Annotated in this window: 21 protein-coding genes; 11 read left to right on the plus strand and 10 right to left on the minus strand. The window is 76.0% G+C overall.

From position 1 onward, the window contains the following. Positions 1 to 118: 118 nt before the first annotated feature. The 5 genes from Q1K26_RS03500 (at position 119) to Q1K26_RS03520 (ending at position 3,264) form a co-directional block, all read left to right on the plus strand. Complete coding sequence (locus tag Q1K26_RS03500) at positions 119 to 907, plus strand: IclR family transcriptional regulator (protein WP_300007676.1); 789 nt, start codon at positions 119 to 121, stop codon at positions 905 to 907. 139 nt (positions 908 to 1,046) lie between these two features. After that, positions 1,047 to 1,859: a fumarylacetoacetate hydrolase family protein gene (locus Q1K26_RS03505; RefSeq protein WP_300007677.1), complete on the plus strand. Its 813-nt coding sequence runs from the start codon at positions 1,047 to 1,049 to the stop codon at positions 1,857 to 1,859. Further along, on the plus strand, positions 1,856 to 2,602 hold the full coding sequence (locus Q1K26_RS03510; RefSeq protein WP_300007678.1) for a fumarylacetoacetate hydrolase family protein: 747 nt from the start codon (positions 1,856 to 1,858) through the stop codon (positions 2,600 to 2,602). The genes Q1K26_RS03505 and Q1K26_RS03510 overlap by 4 nt, the downstream gene beginning before the upstream one ends. Before the next feature lie 64 nt (positions 2,603 to 2,666). Further along, a complete protein-coding gene (locus tag Q1K26_RS03515) occupies positions 2,667 to 2,870 on the plus strand; it encodes a 2-hydroxymuconate tautomerase (RefSeq protein WP_300007680.1) in 204 nt (67 codons plus the stop codon). Positions 2,871 to 2,880: 10 nt separating this feature from the next. Further along, positions 2,881 to 3,264: a Rieske 2Fe-2S domain-containing protein gene (locus Q1K26_RS03520; RefSeq protein WP_300007681.1), complete on the plus strand. Its 384-nt coding sequence runs from the start codon at positions 2,881 to 2,883 to the stop codon at positions 3,262 to 3,264. Positions 3,265 to 3,373: 109 nt separating this feature from the next. Here Q1K26_RS03520 and Q1K26_RS03525 read toward each other — a convergent pair whose 3' ends face one another. The 3 genes from Q1K26_RS03525 to Q1K26_RS03535 form a co-directional block, all read right to left on the minus strand. After that, complete coding sequence (locus Q1K26_RS03525) at positions 3,374 to 3,712, minus strand: hypothetical protein (protein WP_300007682.1); 339 nt, start codon at positions 3,710 to 3,712, stop codon at positions 3,374 to 3,376. A 95-nt stretch (positions 3,713 to 3,807) separates the two neighbouring features. Continuing rightward, a complete protein-coding gene (locus Q1K26_RS03530) occupies positions 3,808 to 4,026 on the minus strand; it encodes a hypothetical protein (protein ID WP_300007683.1) in 219 nt (72 codons plus the stop codon). Continuing rightward, entirely contained in the window at positions 4,023 to 5,276 is a 1,254-nt protein-coding gene (locus Q1K26_RS03535) for a Rieske 2Fe-2S domain-containing protein (RefSeq protein WP_300007684.1), read from the minus strand. Before Q1K26_RS03535 ends, Q1K26_RS03530 begins: the two co-directional genes overlap by 4 nt. 93 nt (positions 5,277 to 5,369) lie before the next feature. On the opposite strand from Q1K26_RS03535, the gene Q1K26_RS03540 reads away from it, so the two are divergent. From Q1K26_RS03540 to aac(3), 4 genes are all read left to right on the plus strand, one after another. After that, on the plus strand, positions 5,370 to 6,176 hold the full coding sequence (locus tag Q1K26_RS03540) for an IclR family transcriptional regulator (RefSeq protein ID WP_300007685.1): 807 nt from the start codon (positions 5,370 to 5,372) through the stop codon (positions 6,174 to 6,176). 82 nt (positions 6,177 to 6,258) lie between these two features. Beyond that, a complete protein-coding gene (locus Q1K26_RS03545; protein WP_300007686.1) occupies positions 6,259 to 7,341 on the plus strand; it encodes a CapA family protein in 1,083 nt (360 codons plus the stop codon). Between the two features lie 2 nt (positions 7,342 to 7,343). Beyond that, positions 7,344 to 7,754 (plus strand): PPOX class F420-dependent oxidoreductase, encoded by a 411-nt coding sequence (locus Q1K26_RS03550; protein ID WP_300007687.1) that lies wholly within the window; start codon positions 7,344 to 7,346, stop codon positions 7,752 to 7,754. 44 nt (positions 7,755 to 7,798) lie between these two features. Beyond that, positions 7,799 to 8,629: an aminoglycoside 3-N-acetyltransferase gene (gene aac(3) / locus Q1K26_RS03555; protein ID WP_300007688.1), complete on the plus strand. Its 831-nt coding sequence runs from the start codon at positions 7,799 to 7,801 to the stop codon at positions 8,627 to 8,629. 109 nt (positions 8,630 to 8,738) lie between these two features. Here the strand turns inward: aac(3) and Q1K26_RS03560 are convergent, their stop codons facing one another. Then, positions 8,739 to 9,224 carry a hypothetical protein gene (locus Q1K26_RS03560; RefSeq protein WP_300007689.1) on the minus strand — a complete coding sequence of 162 codons (486 nt, stop codon included), beginning with the start codon at positions 9,222 to 9,224 and terminating at the stop codon, positions 8,739 to 8,741. 268 nt (positions 9,225 to 9,492) lie between these two features. On the opposite strand from Q1K26_RS03560, the gene Q1K26_RS03565 reads away from it, so the two are divergent. Together Q1K26_RS03565 and Q1K26_RS03570 are read left to right on the plus strand one after the other, a co-directional pair. Then, entirely contained in the window at positions 9,493 to 9,693 is a 201-nt protein-coding gene (locus Q1K26_RS03565) for a hypothetical protein (RefSeq protein WP_300007690.1), read from the plus strand. A 40-nt stretch (positions 9,694 to 9,733) separates the two neighbouring features. Next, positions 9,734 to 10,576, plus strand: a complete 843-nt coding sequence (locus tag Q1K26_RS03570) for a hypothetical protein (protein ID WP_300007691.1) — start codon at positions 9,734 to 9,736, stop codon at positions 10,574 to 10,576. Positions 10,577 to 10,675: 99 nt separating this feature from the next. Here Q1K26_RS03570 and Q1K26_RS03575 read toward each other — a convergent pair whose 3' ends face one another. From Q1K26_RS03575 to Q1K26_RS03600, 6 genes are all read right to left on the minus strand, one after another. Beyond that, a complete protein-coding gene (locus Q1K26_RS03575; protein WP_300007693.1) occupies positions 10,676 to 11,269 on the minus strand; it encodes a hypothetical protein in 594 nt (197 codons plus the stop codon). After that, positions 11,266 to 12,420 carry a serine/threonine-protein kinase gene (locus Q1K26_RS03580; protein ID WP_300007694.1) on the minus strand — a complete coding sequence of 385 codons (1,155 nt, stop codon included), beginning with the start codon at positions 12,418 to 12,420 and terminating at the stop codon, positions 11,266 to 11,268. The genes Q1K26_RS03575 and Q1K26_RS03580 overlap by 4 nt, the downstream gene beginning before the upstream one ends. A gap of 260 nt (positions 12,421 to 12,680) precedes the next feature. Beyond that, a complete protein-coding gene (locus Q1K26_RS03585; protein WP_300007695.1) occupies positions 12,681 to 14,882 on the minus strand; it encodes a hypothetical protein in 2,202 nt (733 codons plus the stop codon). 64 nt (positions 14,883 to 14,946) lie between these two features. Continuing rightward, a complete protein-coding gene (locus tag Q1K26_RS03590; RefSeq protein WP_300007696.1) occupies positions 14,947 to 19,158 on the minus strand; it encodes a DUF6603 domain-containing protein in 4,212 nt (1,403 codons plus the stop codon). Beyond that, positions 19,155 to 19,415 carry a hypothetical protein gene (locus Q1K26_RS03595; protein ID WP_300007697.1) on the minus strand — a complete coding sequence of 87 codons (261 nt, stop codon included), beginning with the start codon at positions 19,413 to 19,415 and terminating at the stop codon, positions 19,155 to 19,157. Before Q1K26_RS03595 ends, Q1K26_RS03590 begins: the two co-directional genes overlap by 4 nt. Then, positions 19,412 to 21,487, minus strand: a complete 2,076-nt coding sequence (locus Q1K26_RS03600) for a S8 family serine peptidase (RefSeq protein WP_300007698.1) — start codon at positions 21,485 to 21,487, stop codon at positions 19,412 to 19,414. Before Q1K26_RS03600 ends, Q1K26_RS03595 begins: the two co-directional genes overlap by 4 nt. Positions 21,488 to 21,497: the final 10 nt, after the last annotated feature.

Here is a 21,497-nt window from a genome sequence, read left to right on the forward strand (position 1 = left end):
CGCCCACACCCCCGGCCCCACCCCGCCCCGGGCTATCATGGGCTGTGGGGCGGCGGCGGTGTCCGACAGGCCCCCAGCTGCCCTTGATCGCCGGGGTTCGGTGCGGAAGGGGCGTGCGGTGACCGACGCGACGCTGTCCACCGTGCGCAACGCCGCCCGGCTGCTCAAGGCGTTCCTCAGCCGGGAGGAGTCGCTCGGGGTCTCCGAGCTGGCCCGACGGCTGGGGCTGGGCAAGTCCAACGTGCACCGGCTGCTCACCACGCTGGTGGCCGAGGGGCTCGTCGAGCAGGATCCGCGCTCCGGCGGCTACCGGCTCGGGATCGTGATGTTCGAGCTCGGTGAGGCCGTCAAGGTGCATTTGGACCTGCACGCCGCCGCGGGCCCCGTGCTCGCGCACCTGCGGGAGCAGACCGGGGAGTCCTCGCAGGTCGGCGTGCTCGACGGCGACGAGGTCGTCTACGTCGACCGGCTGGAGAGCGCCCACTCGCTGCGCCTGTTCACCGAGACCGGGCGACGGGTGCCGGCACACTGCACGTCGAGCGGGAAGGTGCTGCTGGCCCACGCCGAGGAGGCCGCCCGCGAGGCGTTCCTCGCCCGCCCGCTGGACCGGCTCACCGCGCACACCGTCGTCGACCCCGCCGTGTTGCGCGACGAGCTGGCCACCGTACGCGCCCGCGGCTGGGCCGAGGCGATCAACGAGCGGGAGATCGGCGTCGCGAGCCTGGCCGCCCCGATCCGCGACCTCCACGGCGACGTCGTGGCCGCCGTCAGCATCGGCGCGCCGGTGGCGCGGTTCGGCGCGGTGCCACGGCGGAGGTTCGCGCGGGCGCTGGTGGAGGCCGGTGAAGCGGTGAGCCGGCGCCTGGGCTGGAACCCCGAACTGGCCACGAGGGCCCGCGAGGCATGACCCACCCGTGCCACCCCGGCCACCCCCACCGCCCCGGCGCCTCCCGACCGCCACGTTCCGGCCAGCGGAACGGGGGTCGTGACCCACGGACCGCGGCCCGACACGATCAGTTCCGGACACCGACGACTGGGAGCACCACATGCCCGTGACCGACGCACCGGCGAAGGCCCGGGCGCTCTACGACGCCCGCCGCACCCGCGTGCCGATCCCGCCCTTCACCGACGCCGACCCGGGACTCGGGATGGCCGACGGCTACGCCGTGCAACGCGAGCTGATCGCGCTGCTGCTCGCCGACGGCGACCGCATCATCGGGCACAAGGTGGGGCTGACCAGCAAGCCGATGCAGAAGATGATCGGCGTCGACTCCCCCGACCACGGTCCGGTCCTCGCCTCCACCGTCTACCGCGACGGCGACACGATCCCGCTCGACCGCTTCATCCAGCCCAAGATCGAGGCCGAGATCGTGTTCGTCCTCGGTGAACGGCTGCAGGGCCCGGGCGTCACCGTCACCCAGGCCCATGCCGCGATCGCCGGCGCCGTCGCCGCGATGGAGATCGTCGACTCCCGCATCGTCGACTGGAAGATCAAGCTCGCGGACACGGTGGCCGACCTCGCCTCCAACGGGGCGATGGCCACCTCCAGCCGGATCGTGCCGCTCGACGGCATCGACAGCCGCCTGATCGGCATGACGCTGACCCGCAACGGCGAGCTGATCGACACCGGCGCCGGGGCGGCCGCGCTGGGCGACCCGGTGGCGGTCGTCGCGTGGCTGGCCAACGTCCTCGGCGAGAACGGGGTCGCGCTCGAGGCGGGTCATCTGATCATGACGGGAGCGTTGCACGCCGCCGTCCCGATGACGCCGGGCGACGTCTTCCGCGCCGAGTTCGACCGGCTCGGCCCGATCACGGTGAGGGTGTCGGCCGGCGCAACCGGCACGGGGAGCGCAGCATGAGCAGCCACGAGTACGCAGTCCAGTTGCAGAAGGCGGTCGCCGACCGCACCGCGATCGACGCCCTCGGCGTTCCCGACATCCCGGCCGCCTACGCCGTGCAGCGTGTCCTGCGCGACGCGGCCGGCCCGCTCGTCGGCTGGAAGCTCGGCGTCACCAGCCGCGCGAAGCAGGCCCAGGTCGGCGTGTCCAGCCCGGTCTTCGGGTTCCTGGCCGGGGCCAACGCGCTCGACATCGGGGAGCCACTGGAGACCTCAGCGCTCATCCAGCCGCGCTGCGAGCCCGAGATCGTGTTCGTGCTCGGGCGCGACCTGGCCGGCCCGCACGTCACCGCGGCCGACGTGGTCTCGGCGTCGTCCGGGGTGGCGGTCGGCATCGAGGTCCTCGACTCCCGCTACCGCGACTACAAGTTCACGATGGCCGACGTCGTCGCTGACAACACCTCGGCGGGTCGCTTCGTCGTCGGCACGCCGGTGCCGACGGCCGGCATCGACCTGCGGCTGGTGGGCGTGGTGCTGGAGAAGAACGGCGAGCTGGTGGCCACGGCGTCCGGGGCGGCGTCGCTGGGGCACCCGGCCGCCGCCGTCGCCTGGATGGTGCGCACGATGGCCGCCGACGGCGAGGGCCTGGTCGCCGGGGACGTGGTGCTCTCCGGCGGGCTGACCGCCGCGGTGCCCGTGGGGCCCGGCGACATGGTCGTCGCGTCGATCGACCGGCTCGGCACGCTCGAACTCGGCTGCCGCTGAACCTCGTGGGTGCGCCGCGGTGCCCTGGCACCGCTGCGTACCCACGGCTCACGAAGGAGGGCACATGCCGCTCGTCCAGATCACCCTCGCGAAGGGCCGCACGCCGGAGGAGATCGCCGCGCTCGGGGAGGCGGTGACGGCCGCGGTGCACGAGTCCATCGGCGCGCCGCGGGAGAACGTGCGCGTCGTCCTGCGCGAGTGCGAGCCCGAGCACTGGTTCGTCGGCGGGGAGTCGCTCGCGCAGCTGCGCGCGTCCGGGCAGCGGTGACGGGCCGGGGATGACGCTCGTGGCGCTGGGCGCCGCGGACGGCCGCGACGCCTGGGTCGTCGAGTCCGACGACGGGCGCCGCTTCGCGGTGTTCGCCGTCGGCGACGGGCCGGGGGCCGGGGGCCTCCGCGTCACCGACGCGGTCTGCCCACACAACCAGGGCCCGCTGGAACAGGGCTGGCTGCGCGAGGGCCGGGCGGTCGTGTGCCCGTGGCACTGGTACCGCTTCGACCTCGACACCGGCGAGTGCACGACGGCCCCGCAGCACCGCCTGGGCACCTACCCCGTCGTCGAGCACGGCGGCGAGTGGTTCGCCGACGTGGGTGAGCCGCCACCCGAGATGTCCTGGTCACAGCGGCTCCGCGCACTGGCCCGACCGGAGGACGGACGCTGACGCGGCCGTCGGCTCGACGGGCCACCACCCGCCGGTGCGCAGTCGGCCGGTCCGCGTGGGAGCGACGGCAGGTGACCGTGTCGAACGGTGCCCGTCGTCGCCGGCAGACTCACCGCCGCTGGCTGACGACCGCCCCGACGATCGCGCCCAGCACCAGCGGGACGTCGCCCAGCAGGATCACCAGCCCGATCGCGCCACCGGCCAGGGCGCCGACGAACGGCAGCTCGAACAGCGTCCCGACGCCCACGATCAGCAGTGCGAGGAGCACCGCCGGCATCAGCGAGGCGAGGACCGCCCGTCCGATCGTGCCGGCGAACCAGCCACCGACCAGGCCCGCGACGACCGGGCCGAGGATCGGCAGCCAGAACAGCAGGATCGACAGGCCCACCATCCACAGCGTGGCCTTGATGAACGACGCGCGCGGTTCGGTGGTTCTGCGCATGGTCATGCCGGGCCCCCTCGCCGTTGTGTGCCGTCGATCGTTGCACCGCCGTGGTGATCCCGCAGCCCGGTGGTCGACGGGCGAGGTGCTCGGGTCGCCGGTCAGTGCTCCGGCTCGTGCCCCGTCGCCACCGTCCCGGTCGGCGTGATCTCCCCGGTCCATCCGCAGCCCGTGCAGGAGCAGTAGAAGCGCCGCTCGTCGGCCTCCCAGAACTCCGTGGCGATCCCCAGCCCGCCCGCGCACTGCGGGCAGAACCGGGGGGCGTCGCGGCGGTGCGCGGCGGCGTCGGCCGAGAAGCGCCGGTCGACCGGAGCGGTCACCCCTTCTCCGCCGCGATCTTGTCCGCCGCCGAGATGTGGATCTTCTTGATCGTGTCGAGCATCGGCGAGAAACGGGTGGAGCCCATGTCGCAGAAGTCGAGTGCGAACTGCGCGCCGCCGGCGTGGAACTTGTCCTTCTCGCACGGCAGGTCGATCCGCTCGTGCTGCTCGCGGATCGTGCCCAGCGGGTCCTCGCCGCGGGCCACCAGGTCCATCTGCTCGCGGAACATCTTGCGCAGCATCGCCACGCCGATGTCGCTGCGCCCCAGGTGCTCGGTGGTGCGGTCGGTGATCGCACCCTGCGTGCACCAGGCCATCATGTCCTGGCCCTCGACGTAGTTGGTGACGTGCCGCCCGGCCTTGTCGAACACCGGCACCTCGTAGTCGGGGATCTGCGGCTGCTCCACGTGCTCGTAGCCGTCGGGGCTGTGCACCGTGTAGAGCATGAACCGCGTGGTCGTGCGGTTGATCGGGACCCGGATCTGCATCTGGTGGACGCCGCCTCCGCCCACCCGCATGTTGTACGGGAACACCAGCGGGTGGCCGACCTTCCAGTCGTCGTTCTCCTCGGTGGCGCCCTTGAGCACGCGGCGCTTGATGATCCCCCACTCGAACGGGGTGAACCCGATCTTCACGTGCTCCTTGCCGAACGAGGCCGGTGCGGTGAAGCCCTCGTGGCGGCCGACGAACTCGAAGTAGCGCCCGTGCAGGAACTCGACGTGGTGCGGGTCGACGGCGTTCTCCATGATCTGCACGTAGTTGCAGGGCAGGTCGGCCCAGCCGATGTCACGGAAGCCCTCCATCACGTAGGTGTCGAAGCGTGGGAGCTCGGGCGCCGGGGACGGTCCGACGTAGGCCCAGACCAGCCCGCCCATCTCCTCGACCTGACCGGCCTGGGCCCGCACGCGGTCCTGGAACTGCGTGTTGTCGCGCTCGGCGGGCTGCTCGGTGCACGCGCCGGTCGTGTCGAACACCCAGCCGTGGTAGGGGCAGCGGATGCCGTCGGCCTCCACCACGCCGTAGGCCAGCGACGCCTTCCGGTGCGGGCACGCCTCGGGCACGATCCCGTAGCGCCCCGACGGCGACTTCCACAGCGCGAAGAAGTCGCCGAGCAGCTCCACCCGCTTGACGGGGAACTCCTCGAGCTCACGGGTGAACGCCACGGGGTACCAGTAGCGCCGCAGCACCTCCCCCATCGGCGTCCCGGCCTCGACCTGGGTCAGCTGCTCGTTCTGCTCGGCGGTCAGCATGTGATCTCCCGGTTGTGGTGGTACGCCCGCCTGAGGGCATCGCAGACCAGACGGTAGGTAGCCATCGGGGCCCGGACAAGGGATCCTTCCCGCATGGAGGGAAGGCCGTCCTGGGAGCTGACGTCGGTGCGCAACGCGGCCCGGTTGCTCAAGGAGTTCTCCCGCACCGACCGCGAGCTCGGGGTCTCCGAGCTGGCCCGGCGCCTGGACCTGGCCACGTCCACGGTCCACCGCCTGCTCGCCACCCTCGCCGCCGAGCGGCTGCTGGAGCGCGCGCCGGGCGGCTACCGGCTCGGGCTCGCGGCGTTCGACCTGGGCGCCAACGTGTCCTCACACCTCGACCTGCACGAGGCGGCGATGCCGGTGATGGCCACGCTGCGGCACTCCACCGGCGAGACCGTCCAGCTCGCCGTCCTCGACGGGCTGGAGTCGGTGTACATCGACCGGCTGGAGAGCCCGCACACCGTGCGTATCTTCGCCCGGGCGGGCACGCGCCTGCCCGCCACGACGACCAGCACCGGCAAGGCGCTGCTGGCGGCGCTGGCCCCCGACGAGCTGGACCTGCGCCTGGCGCACTGGGTGCCACGTCGGCACACCCCGTTCAGCATCGTCGACGAGGGGCTCCTGCGCGCGCGGCTGCAGGAGATCGCCGCGCGCGGGTGGGCGGAGAACCGGGAGGAGAGCCGGGTGGGGGTGGTGTCGGTCGGCGCGCCGGTGCACGGCCCGGACGGCGCGGTGATCGCGGCGCTGTCGGTGGCGGCCCCCACCGACCGGGCCGGGGCGGCGCCGCTGCGCCGCATCCGCGCGGCCGTGGTGGAGGCCGCGGAGGTGGTCGGCCGCCGGCTCGGCGCCCCGCCCCGCCCGCGACCCCCACGACCCCGACGACCCGATGCGTCGTGACGTCCGTCGGCCGTCCGTGTTCGCCCGGGCGCGCCCGCGTGGCGGCAGCACGGCGCGGCGGCGGCACCCTACGCTGCACCGAATGGGGTGGCGATATGGCGAGGGTCTCGGGAATCGCGAGCAGCGGGGCCGGCGACTCCTCCGGGTGCGCAGCGGGGGTTCGGTCGTCGTGTTCGGCGTCGTCGCCCTGCTCGCCGGATGCGCGGCGCCCGCGGCGGAGGTCGCCGACCCGCCGCCCGCCGCCACGACCGCGCGCACCGCCGTCCCGACGGAGCCGGAGCGACCGGAACGTCGGCGGATCGTCGTGCACGGCACCGGCGACGTGAACCTCGACCCGGACTACATCCCCGCGCTCCGGTCGGAGGGCTACGACCACGCCTGGTCGGGGCTCGAGGGCCTGTTCGCGGGCGACGACCTGACCGTGATCAACCTGGAGTGCCCGGTCTCCTACGGCGGCACCCTCGTGCCCAAGCAGTTCAACTTCCGCTGCGACCCGGCCGCGCTGCCGGCAGCCCGCGAGGCGGGGGTCGAGGTGGCCAACTTCGCCAACAACCACAGCCGCGACTACGGCGAGGTCGCCCTGCTCGACTCCATCGAGCAGGCCCGCGGCGCCGGGATCGAACCGGTCGGGATCGGAGCCGACGTCGAGGAGGCCAACCGGCCGGCGATCCTGGAGGCCGGCGGGTGGCGGATCGCGGTGCTCGGCTTCGGGGGCGTGGTGCCCGCCGCCGACTGGCTGGCCACGGACTCCCGCCCCGGCATGTCCAGCGGCGACGACATCGACTCGATGACCGCCGCGGTGCGCGCCGCCGCCGAGCAGGCCGACCTGGTGTTCGTCTCCATCCACTGGGGTGCGGAGCTGGAGACCGAGCCGCAGGCCGTCGACGTCGAGCGTGCCGAGGCGATGATCGACGCCGGGGCCGACGGCATCTTCGGCCACCACGCCCACCGCCTGCAGCCCCTCGGCGAGCACGCGGGCCGGCCGATCGCGTGGGGCCTGGGCAACTTCGTGTGGCCGAACTTCTCCGCCGCGGGCTCCCGGACGGCGGTGGCGCAGTTCGTCGTGGAGCCCGACGGCTCAGTCAGCGGCTGCCTGCTCCCCGCGCAGATCGTCTCCCCCGGACATCCGGAGCTGACCGGCGCCCGGGACTGTGCAACGCTGTAAGCATGAAGCTCCCGGAGAGCGCACGCGCTCTCGTCGAGTCCGGATGTCTCGCGCACTGCGTCACGCTCAACCCCGACGGCAGCCCCCAGGTCAGCGCCGTGTGGGTCGGCCTGGACGGCGACGAGATCGTCATGGCCCACCTCGGCAACCACCGCAAGGTCCGCAACCTGCGCCGGGACCCGCGCATCGCGTTCTCCCTCGCCGGGCCCGCCGCCAACCCGATCGGCATGCAGGACAACCTGGTGATCCACGGGACGGCCACCGTCACCGAGGGCGGCGCCCCGGAGCTGCTGCGGCGCCTGGGCACCGTCTACACGGGGGGCGAGTTCCCGCTGCCCGCCGACCCGCCACCCGGCTACGTCGTGCGGGTGCGGGTGGACCGCGTCGGCGGCACCGGACCCTGGAACGCCTGACCACCCCGTCGACCGGCCGGCCCGCTGCTCCTAGCATCTCGACCGTGGACGACCCGTTCGTCACCCGCGCCGCCCTGCGGGCCGACCTCGAGCGGCTGGGTGTGGCTCCCGGCCACGACGTCATGGTGCACGCCGCTCTGCGCCGCGTGGGACCGATGCTCAACGGCCCGGACGCACTGATCGGTGCCCTGCTCGACGCCGTCGGCCCGGACGGCACGGTGCTCGCCTACACCGACTGGGACGCCCGCTACCACGAACTCCTCGACGGCGAGGGGCGCGTGCCGCAGCGGTGGCGCCCGCACGTGCCGCCGTTCGACCCGTCCGCGTCCCGGTCGATCCGCGACAACGGTGCGCTGCCGGAGTTCCTGCGCACCACCCCGGGGGCGCTCCGCAGCGGCAACCCCGGCGCCTCGGTGGCCGCGGTCGGGGCGGGCGCCGGGTTCTACACCGCCGACCATCCGCTCGACTACGGCTACGGCGCCGGCTCCCCGCTGGCCCGGCTGGTGGCGCGGCGCGGGCGGGTACTGATGGTCGGCGCGCCCCTGGACACGATGACGTTGCTGCACCATGCCGAGCACCTCGCCGACGTCGCGGGCAAGCGGGTGATCCGCTACGAGGTGCCGCTGCGCACCCCGGACGGCGGCGTGGAGTGGCGGGTCACCGAGGAGTTCGACACCGCGGACCCGGTCGTGGACGGGCTGCCCGAGGACTACTTCGCCACGGTCGTCGAGGAGTTCCTGGCCGGCGGGAACGGGACCCGGGGCACGGTCGGGGCGGCGCCGAGCGTGCTGGTCGACGCCGCCGCGATCACGGCGTTCGCCGTGGCGTGGCTGGAGGACCGCGGTCGGCGGGTTCGCAGCGGCCCACCCCGCTAGCCGCTCACCCGTCGACGGGCCGAGCGCCACGCCGTACGTTGCCCGGAGATCGGGCCGCGGAGATCGTCCACGTCGGTGCGGCAGTCCGGCGGCCCCAGCACCGGTGCGCTCAGCGCAATCGCCACTCGGCGCACCGGCCCACCTCGAAGGCCTCGTCCGAGGGGGCGATGGTCAGCGTCGTCGGGCCCTCGGCGAAGCCGTTGGCGATGATGTCGTCGAGGTCGCCCGACGTTCCCCGCAGGCGAGCCCAATAGCACTCTGACGAGCCGGCCGTCCGGTATGTGCCCGCCGCGATGTCCTCCCCCACGAGGAACGTCCCCGTGCCGGGGATCGTGTTCTCCTCGTACTCTCGCTCCGCGGCGCCGATCGCGGCCTCACGAGCATCGAGCTCGGCGGCCCGCTGATCGAGTTCCTGCTCGCGGCCGTCCTGCCGGGACTCCCTCGCGCGTACGGCGGAACGCTGCGACCGAAGTGTGCCGAGCTCGCCCTCGGCAGCTGCGAGATCGTCGCGCAACGAGCTCGACTGCTGTTGCGCAGCCTCCAGCTCGCTCGCGGGAACGCCGGTGTCGGCGGCAGCGCCGATGACGACGCCCATGACGAGCGCCGCGGCGAGCCCGACGACCCACGGCCACCGTCGTGGCGGGACGGCCTCGGCCACCCGTGGAACGTCGTCCGGGATACGAACCTCCAGATACTCCTGAACTGCTGTGATGGTCGCGTGGGAGATTCCGGTCCGTCAAGGACGTGCGACCGGCTGCCCTGACGATCCGGCGAGCGCGCCGATCCGCGTCAGCCGCACGTTCGGCGACGCCGCACTACGGGTACCTGCAGGCATCTCATCCGCTCTGGTGAAGGAGGACCCGGTGGACGTCACGCGCATGGGCGAGCAGGCCCTGACCGGCTGGCGCAGGAAGGCGGGCGAGCCCGTCGCCGAGAAGCTGTCGCAGTGGACGCGGCTGGACCCGCAGGCCGCCCGGGCGGTGGTCGGCGGGGTGCTGTTCCTGATCCCGGCCTGGTACGTCACGAAGACCGTGGCCGCCGCGATCAGGGCCGGCCGCGGCTGACCGCCGGGAACCCGACGGTGCTCGTGCGCGTCCTCCCTCCATGACACGCGGACATACGTCGCTCGCGACCTGCGCGCTGCTGTTGCTGCTGCTTCCGGCTTGCGGGCGTCCCGCACCGCTCGCGGCGACCGACACCGGGCTCGCCCTGCGGGTGGAGCTCGTCGGCGGGTTCACGACCCCCACCGCGCTGGCCACCCGGGTCCCCCCGGTCTCGGTCTACGCCGACGGCCTCGTCATCACCGAGGGACCGCAGATCGCGATCTTCCCGGCTCCGGCCCTGCCGAACCTGCAGGCGCGCCGCATCGCGCCCGACGACGTCCGGACGCTCGTGCAGCGCGCGCTCGACGCGGGCGTGGGTCGCGACGTCGACCTCGGTGAGCCCCCGATCGCGGACGCGACGACCACCCGTTTCGTCGTCGGGTCCGGTGCGGACCGCGAGCAGCTCGACGCCTACGCCCTCGCCGAGACGGCCGGAGCGCCCGGACTCACACCGGAGCAGCAGGCGGCGCGGACCGAGCTGAACGAGCTCCTCGCCGCCCTCACCGACCTCGGGCGCACCCTCGGGCCGGGTGCGGTGAGCGCGGAGGAGCCCTACGAACCGGAGTCCGTGGCGGCGGTCGTGACGCCGTGGACCGACCCGGCTCCGGAGCTCGGCGAGCAGCCGGAAGCGGAATGGCCGGGGCCCGAACTGCCCGGCGAGCCCTACGCCCCGGGGCTGGATCTGAGCTGCACCGTCGCCACCGGCCCGGCGGCCGATGCGGTGCTCGCCGCCGCGGCCGGGGCGAACTCGGCGACGCCGTGGACGTCGGCCGGATCGCGCTGGTCGGTGGCCCTGCGCCCGCTGTTGCCCGACGAGGCCGGCTGCGCCGACCTGCGCGACTAGGGGCGGCAAAGCCGTTCAGTTGGCGGCCGCGCGAGTGCGGACACCAGCGCCGTCCGATGCCCAGGTGCGCCGCACGGTGGGCGGGCGGGCCACCCCACGTCAGCCGCCCTGGTCCTGGTCGCCGCCACCACTGCCGGGCCCGCCGCCCCCGTCCACCCCGCCGTTCCCGCCGGACCCCTCCGGCCCGCCGTTCTCACCGCTGCTCCCGCCATCCCCGTCGCCGCTGGTGTCGTCGCCGTCGCCGTCGCCGTCGCCGTCGCCGTCGCCGCCGTCCTCGTCCTGCCCGCCGTCGTCGGACGGCGGGGGCTCCTGGGTCGCGTCGGAGGTCGGGTCCGCGCTGTCCTCCGGTGCCGACGTGGTGCGGGGTGGCGCCTCACGGGTGGTCGGATCCGGCTCCGGAGTCGCCGGGTCCGCCCCCGGAAGATCGGCGGCGAGCCGGGCGATCGCCGCGAGGACCGGGTCGGCCTGCTCGGCGGTGAGCTGCCCGCTCTCGCGGGCCGCGACCGTCCGGCGGGCCAGCTCGTCGAGCGCCTCCCGCGCCCGCCCGTAGTCGCCGGCCACCACGGCCTCGTCGACCAGCGAGAGCTCCTGGCGCAGCTCCGGCACGGCCTCGCCGGGCGGCACCTCGCTGCCGCACCCGGCCAGCGCGACGGCCAGCACGACGGCGGCCACGAGCCTTCCGGGCCGGTTCATCCGTTCACCGCCTCGTGCAGCTCCTGCAGGCTCTCCCGGAACTGCGGCGGCACCTCGGCGGGGATCGTGCCGGTGCCGCCCGCGCCGGCGCCGCTGCTGAGCAGGGTGACGACCAGCACGACGGCCAGCACGGCGAGCAGGCCTGCCCCGACGGCCACGAGCAGGGCCGGGCGCACCGGCCGCCGCCGGAGCGGCTGCGCCGCGGCGGCGGTGGCAGGCCCGGCCGCGGGGAGGTCGGGCCGGGTCGGCGGCCGGCCGTCGCCGCGGGTCCCGCCGAGGTCGAACCGCCGGGTCGGTGGGTGCCCGTCGGTGGACCCGGAGCGCAGCGCCACGGTGGCCGCGGCCTGGTCGAACCCGGCGGCCGCCTCCATGAGGGCCGAGCCGACCGCGGCCGGGGTGGGGCGCGTCGACGGATCCAGCGCGGTCATCGACCGCAGCAGGCCCGGCCACGGCTCGGGAAGCTGGTCGGGCACCGACGGCGGGCGGCTGAGCCGGGCGAGCGCCGCCTCGGTGGACGGGCCCGAGTAGGTCTGGACACCGGTCAGCGCCTCGAGCAGGACCAGTCCCAGCGAGTAGATGTCGGCCGCGGGGCCGACCTCCTCGTTGCGCACCTGCTCCGGCGCGAGGTACGCGGCGGTGCCGATCATGACGCCGCTCCCGGTGAGCCGGGCCGCGTCGGCGGTCAGCCGCGCGATGCCGAAGTCGGCGAGCAGGACCCGCCCGTCGTGGGAGAGCAGCACGTTGGCCGGCTTGATGTCACGGTGCACGATCCCCTCGGCGTGCACGTAGCGCAGCGCGTCGGCCAGCCGCACGCCGATGGTGGCCACGTGCGCAGGCTCGAGCGGGCCCGCCCGGCACAGCTCGGCCAGCGAGGAGCCCTCCACGAGCTCCATCACCAGGAACGGCCGTTCGCCGTCGGTACCCGCGTCCAGGATCATGACCAGGTTCGGGTGGCGGAGCTGGGCCAGCATCCGCGTCTCGGCGCCGAACCGCGCCCGGTCCTGCGGGTCGGCGGAGACCGCGCGCAGGATCTTCACCGCGACCGGCCGGTGCAGGACCTCGTCGCGGGCGCGGTGCACGTCGGCCATCCCGCCCCGGCCGATCACCGACTCCAGGGCGTAGCGGTTCGCGAGCACGGTGTCGTCGGGCACGTGGGTCAGGCTCCCGCAGTCGTCCGGGCGCGCCGCGCCGGGCCCCGGCCGGCGACGGCCGACATCGGTATCCGGTCCTGCGGACACGGCTCGGCGAGCGCTCGGGGCCGGTCGCGGTCGCCAGTCATGACAGGCAGCGTAGTGCTCGGGCCCGGCGCGGATCCCGCACGTCGCCCTCCGCCGCCGACACCGCCTGCGGTCCCGCCGGACGTCCGGTCACCGGGGGGCCGACCGGGGCGCCCGGACCCGGCGGCGGCTGGTCAGTGGGCCGGGGGGACCTGCACCGAGAGCCGGGGCACCCCGGCGAGCAGCCGCAGGGCGAACTCGTCGGGGGCGTGCACCCCCGACCCGCCGGGTCGCGCCCGCGCGGCGGCGACGTCGAGCACCTCGCGGGGCCGCATCGGTGCCGGCCCCGGGCCCTCCGCGTCGGGGACGCCGTCGAGGTGGCGCGGCACGATCCGCCATCCCGGCGGCCCACCCGGGCGGTCGTCGGGCACCAGGCCGTGGTGCAGCGACTCGGGGTCGGGGTGCAGCTCGATCAGCGCGACGTCACCGAGGAACAGCACCAGCAGCACGTCGTCGGACAGCCGGGCCCGGCGCAGCACCGGGCAGCGGCCGGTGCGGTCCCCGTCGACCCAGCCGTCGACGTGCAGGGCCGGCCAGGCCGACACCACCTCGGAGCGGACCAGGCAGCCGGACACGGTGAGCGTGTGCGCGCCCTCCGGGACCAGGTGCTCGGCGGCCGCCTGCATGATCTCGAACAGCAGGTCGCGCTCGGTGCCCGGGTCGCCGCGCAGCGACCGCCCGGCGCCGAACACGCCGTCGAGCAGCGCCCCGAGCCAGCCCGGGTCGAGCCGGAAGGTGCGCAGCGACTCCGGCGGGAGCATCGCCGGGTCGGGGACGAGGTAGCCGAACGGGACGCCGTCGAGGACCAGTAGCCGCCGCATGAACGACAGCACCGCGGGCGGCGGCCCGGGTGCCTCGCCGGTGGGTGCCTCGAGGTGCGGGGTGTCGGCGGCGGTGGCCCGCCGGTGGGCGTGCCGGCGGTGCTCGGTCTTCCAGCGCACCAGGTCGCGCGCCACGGACGGGTCGGCGAGGGCCAGCGTGCGGCCGAGCTCCCAGGCCGCGGCGTGCGAGGTGAGCAGCATCCCGGTGTGCCGGTCGACAGCCAGCAGCGCGTCGGCGACGTCGTGCGGGGGCGGCGGGAGCGGGGGCTCCTCGAGCCGGGCCACCAGCGGCCCGCGGTACCAGGACCGGACCCGGCCGCCGTTGCGCAACCGGTGCGGCAGCAGCGCGTGGCCGGCGCGGAGCATGTCGACGCCGGCGCCGCTGCGGCCCTCGACGGGGACGGTGAGCCCGGCCGGGCCCGACGGGCCGGTGCCGGTTCCGGCGAGCCCGCGCAGCAGGTCGCGCAGCCGCTCGGCACCCGCGTCGGCGCCGAAGTCCCAGCGGTCCAGCAGCACCAGCCGGACCGGGTCGTCGGGCGCGGTGGCGGCGCCGAAGTCGAACCGGAACTCCTCGCCGTCGTCGGGTTCTCCGGGCCCCGGCGGGCGGGCGAGGTAGCGGCCCTCGACCGAGACCAGGTGGGCGCGGTAGCGCCGGCCGGGCACGGTGACCCGGCACCCCAGCACGACCGCCCGGGCCTGCGCGGTGACCGCCAGGTCCGCCTGCGGCCCGGCGCGCTCGACGTAGTGGGTGGTGTCGCCGTCGATGCGCCACTGCGCCCCGGGGACGGCCACCCGCACCCGGGTGCCGGGGTCGGGCGCGTGCCCGTGCTCGCGCAGCAGCTCGCGCAGCGCTGCCGGGAGCAGCTCCCGGTCCAGGTCGTCGGCCAGCGCGCCCGGCATGCTGTCCAGCAGGCGTTCGCGCACGTGGGTGAGGTGGCCCAGCCAGGACGCCGCGGGCAGCAGGTCGGCGAGCAGCCCGCGAGGGACGTCGAGCACCCGCACCGGCTCGGAGTCGGCCGGGCCGGGCTCGTCGCCGAGCCCGGGGAACGCCGGCGCCGCCGACGGCGCCCGCAACGAACCGAACGGCACCTGCTCCTCGCGCACCGCGGGCAGCCCGCCGGACCCCGCGATCTCCGGCTCGGTGAGCAGCAGGACGGCCAGCCACGGCGCGCGGGCGGTGTCGGCCCCGCGCAGCGCGCTGCGCTCCCACGGCAGGGTGCTGCGGGTGAGCACGACGTGGGCGAGCACGTCGGCGTCCTGGCCGTCCGGGCCGGCGGGCGGGAACCGTGACTCGGTCCAGGACGGCTCCAGCGCCACCCGCGGGCCGAGCACGTGGATCCGGGTGCGGGTCGTCGGCGGGGCGGGCCCCAGGCTCGTGGGGACGACGGTGCCGGGCAGCAGCGGCACCGGGACGTGCCCGGTCAGCGGCTGGGTCACGGTGATCTCGTAGCCGCCCGCGTCCAGGGCGGGCTCGTGCGCGTCGACGAACACGACGCTGTTCGGGTCGGTGGTCACGGGGCCGCTCCGGGGTGGCGGGGACGGGCGGGCGGGGTCGCAATGATCACGGGGGTCACGGGGGTCACGACGACTCCGGGGGCACGGTCAGCTCCACCGCGACGGGCCGGGCGAGGAACATCTCGTCGAGGTCCGGGCCCGGCCGGACCAGGCCGGGATCCACGCCGAGCCCGCGCAGCAGCGCCGCCCGGGCGCGGGCCACCTCGGCGGGCGGCACGGCGGCGACCTCCTCCCCCACCGGCACCGGTTCCGGGGTCCATCCCGGGCCGGCGACACGGGCGGGGATGTCGTCGTAGGCCATCGCGTCGCGGCGCACCGGGGTGGACGAGCCGGGCGCGGCGCGGCGCGGCGGGCGCAACTCGAACCCGGCCAGGGTGTCCGGCACGTGGGCGGACCCGTTCACGGCCGGCCGGGCGCCGCTCGGCTCGCCCCACAGCGCGGCCGGCACGGCCTTGCGTACCGGGGTGAGCACCATGTCCTGCGCGGTGCCGTCGGCGGTGCGCTGCACGGTGACCGTCAGCGGCGCGTCCAGGCCGCCGACGGCCACCCCCATCGGGGCGATCCCGATCGCGTGGGTCGCGCCGGGAACGGTCGTGGCCGCGGAGCCGTTGAACCGGTAGCCGGTCGCCGGGACCTGGGTGGCGACGACCATGACCAGGTCGTGCGCGCTGACCACCCACTCCGCGTCGAACCCGGTCCCGGGCCCGGTCGGGCGGACCAGCCCGCTCCCGCAGGACACGCCGACGATCGCGGTGGACGCGGGCAGCGCGGCGGCCCGGAAACCGTCCCAGGACACCGGCGCCGTCGCCGGCGGGCGGGTGTCGCCGAAGTGCACGGTGAACGAGGTCAGGGTCAGGTCGACCTCGGCGACGCCGGCGAACTCCGGCCCCCACACGTGTACGTCCACGCCGACCTCGACCTCGATGGCGTGCCAGCGGGCCCCGACGTCGACGTAGGCCCGGGCGTCGTAGGCGAAGGGCTGCCAGGAGGCCAGGAAGTCCGCGCCCATCCGGAACCAGGCCTCGACCGCGCCGCTGGTGTAGGAGGCGTCGAAGTGTCCCCCGGCCATGATCGCGTGTCCGGTGAGCGCGTAGTAGAGGTCGCCCTTGATCGCGATCTCGTCGCTGACCTGCCAGCTCAGCGTCGGCCGCGGCACCCTCGGGTAGTGCGCGGGCACCCGGAACGCGGGGTGGTAGCCGCCGAGGGTGACCACGAAGTCCCCGGCGTGCGGGCCGGCGAACCAGGAGTGGAAGGCGGCGCCGCCGGTGAGGTGGCAGGACCGCGACAGCACGTAGGAGGCGCTGGTCAGCCGGGCGTCGACGCCGAGGAAGCCCTCGTCGGGCAGGAACCGGGCGTGGTACCCGAGGTGGATCTCGGCGACCGGGTCGACCGGCGACCCGGGCACCGGGGTCGGGGCCACCAGGGTGGAGGTGCCGAGCAGGTCGATCCGCAGCCGCTCGCCCAGCGACACGGTGAGCAGCGCGAACGAGTCGATGAGGGAGAAGGAGGTGAACCGGATCCCCGCGGCGGCGAACATCTCGCCGACCGCGGGGGGCAGGAACTCCTCGAACGACTCGAGGGTGGCCATCAGCTCCGACGCCTCGGGGAGCGCGGCGCCGGCACCGGCTCCGGCCTGCGCGACGAGCGGGAACTCCGCGATCCGGTCGACCGTGGGCAGCACCAGCCTGCGGTGGTAGCCCAGGCCCGCGGCCAGTCCGGTGACGAAGAAGAACGACGGACCGCCGAGCGGGTAGTCGAGCACGGCGTAGACGAACAGCGACGGGTGCCCGTCGACCACCCCGTAGGCGCCGATCGCCGAGAGCGAGAGCGTCTCGGTGCGCAGCAGCGCGGCCCCGGCGAACTCCTCGGCGCCCAGCCGCAGGAACGTCCCGCCGAGCTCGAAGGCGCCGGTCCGCACGTCCAGGCCCAGCCCGCGCAACCCGAAGGTGGGCTCGAACGAGGTCAGCGGGGTCGCGACGGACAGGCCGTCGAGTGAGAGGGTCAGCCCGGCGAGCCCGAGATCGGCGTCGAGGAGCAGCTCGATCGACCGGGTGCCGGGGTCGAAGCGGGCCCCGACCCGGCGCAGGTGCACCGGGCCGAACGCGCGCTGCACCGGGTACCAGCTGACCTCGCCGCCGCTGCCGGCGTGCGTGACCGGCGGGGCGCCGCGGGTAGCGGCGGGGGCGGGTCCGGCGGGGGCGGGTCCGGCGGGGGTGGGCAGCGCGGTGTGGTCGAGCTCGACGCCCAGGTCGAGGTGCACGGTCTCGGTGCCCAGGGTCAGCGCGACGACCAGTCCGACCGGGGGCAGCGCGGTCGCCGGCTCGTCGAGCGGCCCGTACCCCGCGGGCAGCGCGGCGTTCACCGCGCGCACCGCGGCGGCGTCCCAGTCCCCGGAGGCGACCACCAGCCGCAGGTCCAGGGCGACGTCGGTGCCGGCGAACATCTTCCCCACCAGCGGCAGCCGGGACAGGTCGAACCCGGCGCCCATGTCGACCAGCGCGAGGGTCGCGCCGCCGGTCCGGGCGAGCAGCGCGTCGGACAGCGCGACCGGGATCGGCAGGTCGATGCCCACCGCGGCGAGCAGGTCCCCGACGGTCGCCGTGCCGGCGCGCCGGTAGGCCGCCACCAGCACCTCGGACCCGGCCGGCGGGACCGGCCCACCCGCCGCGGCCGGGTCGCCCGCGTCGCGGGCGAGCAGCAGGTCGAAGGTGTGGTCGCCGACCCGCAGCCGCCCGGAGACGGTGCGCCGGTAGGCGTCGGCGCCGTGGTGGGCCAGGGCCAGGTCCAGCCGCAGCTCGCCGCTCACCGCGCCCAGCTGCGCCCCGGTCACGATCTCGAACGACGCGTCGCCCGACCCGGTGTGGAAGGCCAGTTCGAGGCGCTCGACCCGCGGGGCGGCCGACATCAGGCCCTGCGGCAGCGGGTGGTCCCCGAACCGTTCGGCGATCCACGCCGCCAGCTCGCCCAGCTCCAGCGGTTCCCCGGTGAGCAGCGCCCGCAGCGTCCAGCCGTGCCCGCCGTGGTCGCTCACCGCCCGCAGCGACAGCGACCGCTCCCCCAGCGCGAGCTCGCCGCGCAGCCCGGCGCGCAGGGCCCGCTGCTCCCCGGGGCCGGCGGCGCGGTCCAGGGCCAGGTCCAGCTCCAGGTCGCGCACCCGCAGCTCGGCGCCGCCGACCGGGACGGTGAGCAGGTCGGCGGCCCGCGCGTGCAGGGTGAAGGTGCGCGGCGCGGTGCCGGGCCGGGCGGTGAACCCCAGCTCGGTGATCGCCGGGCCGGACCCGCCGAGGACGGGCAGGTGCAGGGCCGCGAGCAGGTCGTCGAGCACGACCGGGTGCGCCCCGCCGTCGACCAGGTGGCCCTGCACGGCCAGGTCGGGCCAGCGGGCGCCGACCCGTACGGTGGCCGCGCCCAGCCCGATGTCGCCGGCGACGCTCACCCGGGGGAACCGGGCGAGCGGGTCGAGCGGGTGGTCGACGTCGAAGCGGACCACGATCCCGCCCACGGTGAGGACGTCGAACCCGGGCACCAGCGGCCAGCGCCGGTCGCGGCCCACCCGGACCGCCGCGCCGACGCCGATCAGCACCCGGTCGTCGGACGCGTCGAGCCGCAGGTGCACCTCGTCGAGGGTGAAGGTCTCCGGGGTGCGCAGCGGCTCGGGCAGCCAGGCCAGGTCGGCGTGCGGGTCGTGCGCGGTGCCCAGCAGCGCGGCCAGGTCGGCGAAGCCCAGACCGGTGACGCCCGGACCGCCGGGATCGGGTCCCAGCACGGCGCGCTCGACGTCGGTGAGGGTCCCGTCCAGGTCGACCGAGGCGGTCATCGTCTCGCCGAGCAGGTCGAGGCGCACCAGCACCGGCCGGTCGCCGACCCGGACCGGCCCGACCAGGTGGCGCACCATCGCGAGCATCGGCGGCTCGGCCGGGTCGAGCACCCACGGCTGCTCGGCGACCTGCGCGGACAGGATCATCCAGAACACGTCGGTGGACAGGCCGGGGATGTCGATGCCCGCGGCGAGGGTGACCGGCCTGGCCACCCAGGCGCTCGTGGGGGCGCCGGTGGCGTCGGCGGCGATCCCGAAGCGGGCCCGGTCGCTGCCCCACAGCGGCGCGGTGCCCTCCCAGGTCCGGGGCGACCCGGCCGCGCCGGTGACCCGCTCGACCACCACCGCCACCGTCTCCGCATCGGGGGCGACGACGGCGAACAGCCGGCCCAGCGGGGCCAGCGCGGGGTCGTCGACCCGCAGGGTGCGGCCCGCGGCGAGCCAGGTCGGTTCGCTCACGAGTTCTCTCCCGGTTCGGCGAGCAGGTCGGGCAGGGCACGGCGGCGTTCGGTGTCGACCCGGCCCGCAGCGGCCGGCGCCCGGGTGAGCACCGCGCGGCGGCATCGGTCACCGCGCGCCACGCGGGCCGCGAGCAGGGTGGCCACCGCGGCGGCCACCCGGCCCGGGTCGGCGGGTGCCGGGACGCCCGGGCGGGTCGGGTCCAGGGCGGACCGGCCGTCGCGGGAGCGGACGAACGCCTCCGCCGGCACCGTCACCGGGTCCCGCTCCCGGCCGCGTCCGCCAGCAGCCCGGCCGGCGGCGCGGCGAGGGCGGTCCCGGCGAGCCGGGCGGCCCGGCGCAGCGCCTCGGCGAGCACGACCCGCCCGGCCCCCGCGGGCGGCGCGGGGGCGGGCGTCGTCCCGGCGGCGTGCGCGGTGGGCAGGTGGAACGCGCCGCCGGAGAGCGGTTCCGCCCCGTCGAGCACGGCGCTGCGGACCTGGGAGGCGGTGAGCTGCGGGAAAGCGCTCCAGACCAGCGCGCACACCGCGGCCACGATCGGGGTGGACAGCGAGGAACCCGCCCCGGTCCACCAGCGGGCGCCCCCGTCGGTGGGGAACGCGATCGCGCCGCCGGTGGCCGTCTTGGTGGTGGCGGTGACGTGCGGGATCCGCACCCGGTACGGCCCGGCCCCGGCTGCGGGGCCCGCCGCCAGGGCGAAGTCGTAGCCGTGGGTGACCTCGGCGGCGGCCCAGCCCGCGACCACCGGCGAGCAGCCCCCGGCGACCAGGACGTTGCCGGCGTCGGCGGCGAAGACGGCGTAGACGCTCGGCGAGTCGGTCACGTGCGGGTCGGCGGCGGTGTCGTTGCCCGCGCCGACGACGTGCAGGGCGACATCGCGCAGCTCGTGCAGCCGGACCGCGGCGAGCGCCCGGTGGCGGGCCAGGTCGGCGGCGGTGAGGTCGTGCGGCGCGGTGTGGCTGATGCTGCCGGACAGGACGGTGCGCCGCCCCTCCGGGACCGCACCGAAGGTGCGCCACATCGGCACCCCGGGCCGCGAGGTCTGCTCCAGGGTCACCTCGACCGCGTCGAGGGTCACCGCGAGGAACGCGTGGGCGACCATCGCGGCGTGCAGCACCGCGCGGAGCCCGGCGTCGGCGAGGTCGGCGTCCGCGGCCTGCCCGTCGGCCTCGACGAGCAGGTCGAGGTGCTCCCAGCGCGAGCCGAGCGCCGCGAGCGCGGCGTCGACGTCGCCGTCCGGGGCGTCCAGCGCGGTACCGACCCCGTCGAGCGCGGCGGTCAGCTCACGGCGGAGTGCGGGGGTGAGCCTGTCGGCGAGGGCGCCGGCCGGGTCGAGCTCGCGCTGCCGGCCGGCGTGGTCCAGGAACGCGGTCAGCGCGCCGCGCACCCCCGCCCAGGCGGCGGCCGCGCCGCCGCGATCGCCGCCGTCGAGCGCGCCGGCGAACGCCTCCAGCGCCGCGCCGGCCCGGGCCCAGCCCGGCCGCACCGCCCGCAGGAAGTAGGCGGTCCGCGGGTGGTCGGTCCGGTGCGGCCCGGGCCAGGCGCACGGGTCGTCGAGGACGTCCGGGCGGCTGCCGACGACCCGCAGGGGCGGTTGCGGCGCCGGGCCGTGCGTGTCGTCGGGGCGCGCCGCCCGGACCTGGTCGGCCAGGGCGGGGTCGGCGCCGTACTCGACGATCCGCGCGCCGACCGCGGCCCGGCCGGGCAGGTCCGCGATGTGCGCCTGCAGCGCGGTGCGCAGCGGGTCGTCGCGCCAGTCCCGCAGCGAGGAGGCCGTCCGCGCGAGGGCGGTGGCGGGGTCACCGGCCGGGAACACCTGCCGGGTGAGGAGACCGGCCGGCGGCCCGGCGGCCAGCGCGGAGGTCCCGACCTCGCCGAGCAGCAGGTCCCGGGCCGACGGCGGCGCCTCGGCGCCGTCGAACAGCTCGCGCACGTCGTGCGGCCGGGTCGCGGGCTCGGTGCGTCCGTCGAGCAGGACCGTGTGCAGCAGCCCGCCGAGGCGGCCGCCGGTGACCGCGAAGCTCGTGCCGCCCGGGGTGCCGGCCAGCCGCCAGCCGCCCCCGCCGGGGTCCGGCTCGCCGTCCGGGTCCAGCCGCACCCCGAACGCGGCGGTGAACGCCTCCGGTGTTCCGCGCAGCGCGACCGTCGGGCCGTCGATGGATTCCACGGTCAGGCCGAGCTCCTCCAGCGCCGGCACCGCGGCGCGCACCCGGTCCGGGTCCGGGGTGGGCACCGCGCCCGGCCCGCCGGTGCCCGCGGCGCCGTCCAGCACCGAGCGGACGTCGCGGGAGCGGATCACGGCCTGTGCCGCGACCGTCGCGGCGGTCACCGGGGCATCC

It is taken from the genome of Pseudonocardia sp. (assembly GCF_029263155.1).
Taxonomy (GTDB): domain Bacteria; phylum Actinomycetota; class Actinomycetes; order Mycobacteriales; family Pseudonocardiaceae; genus Pseudonocardia.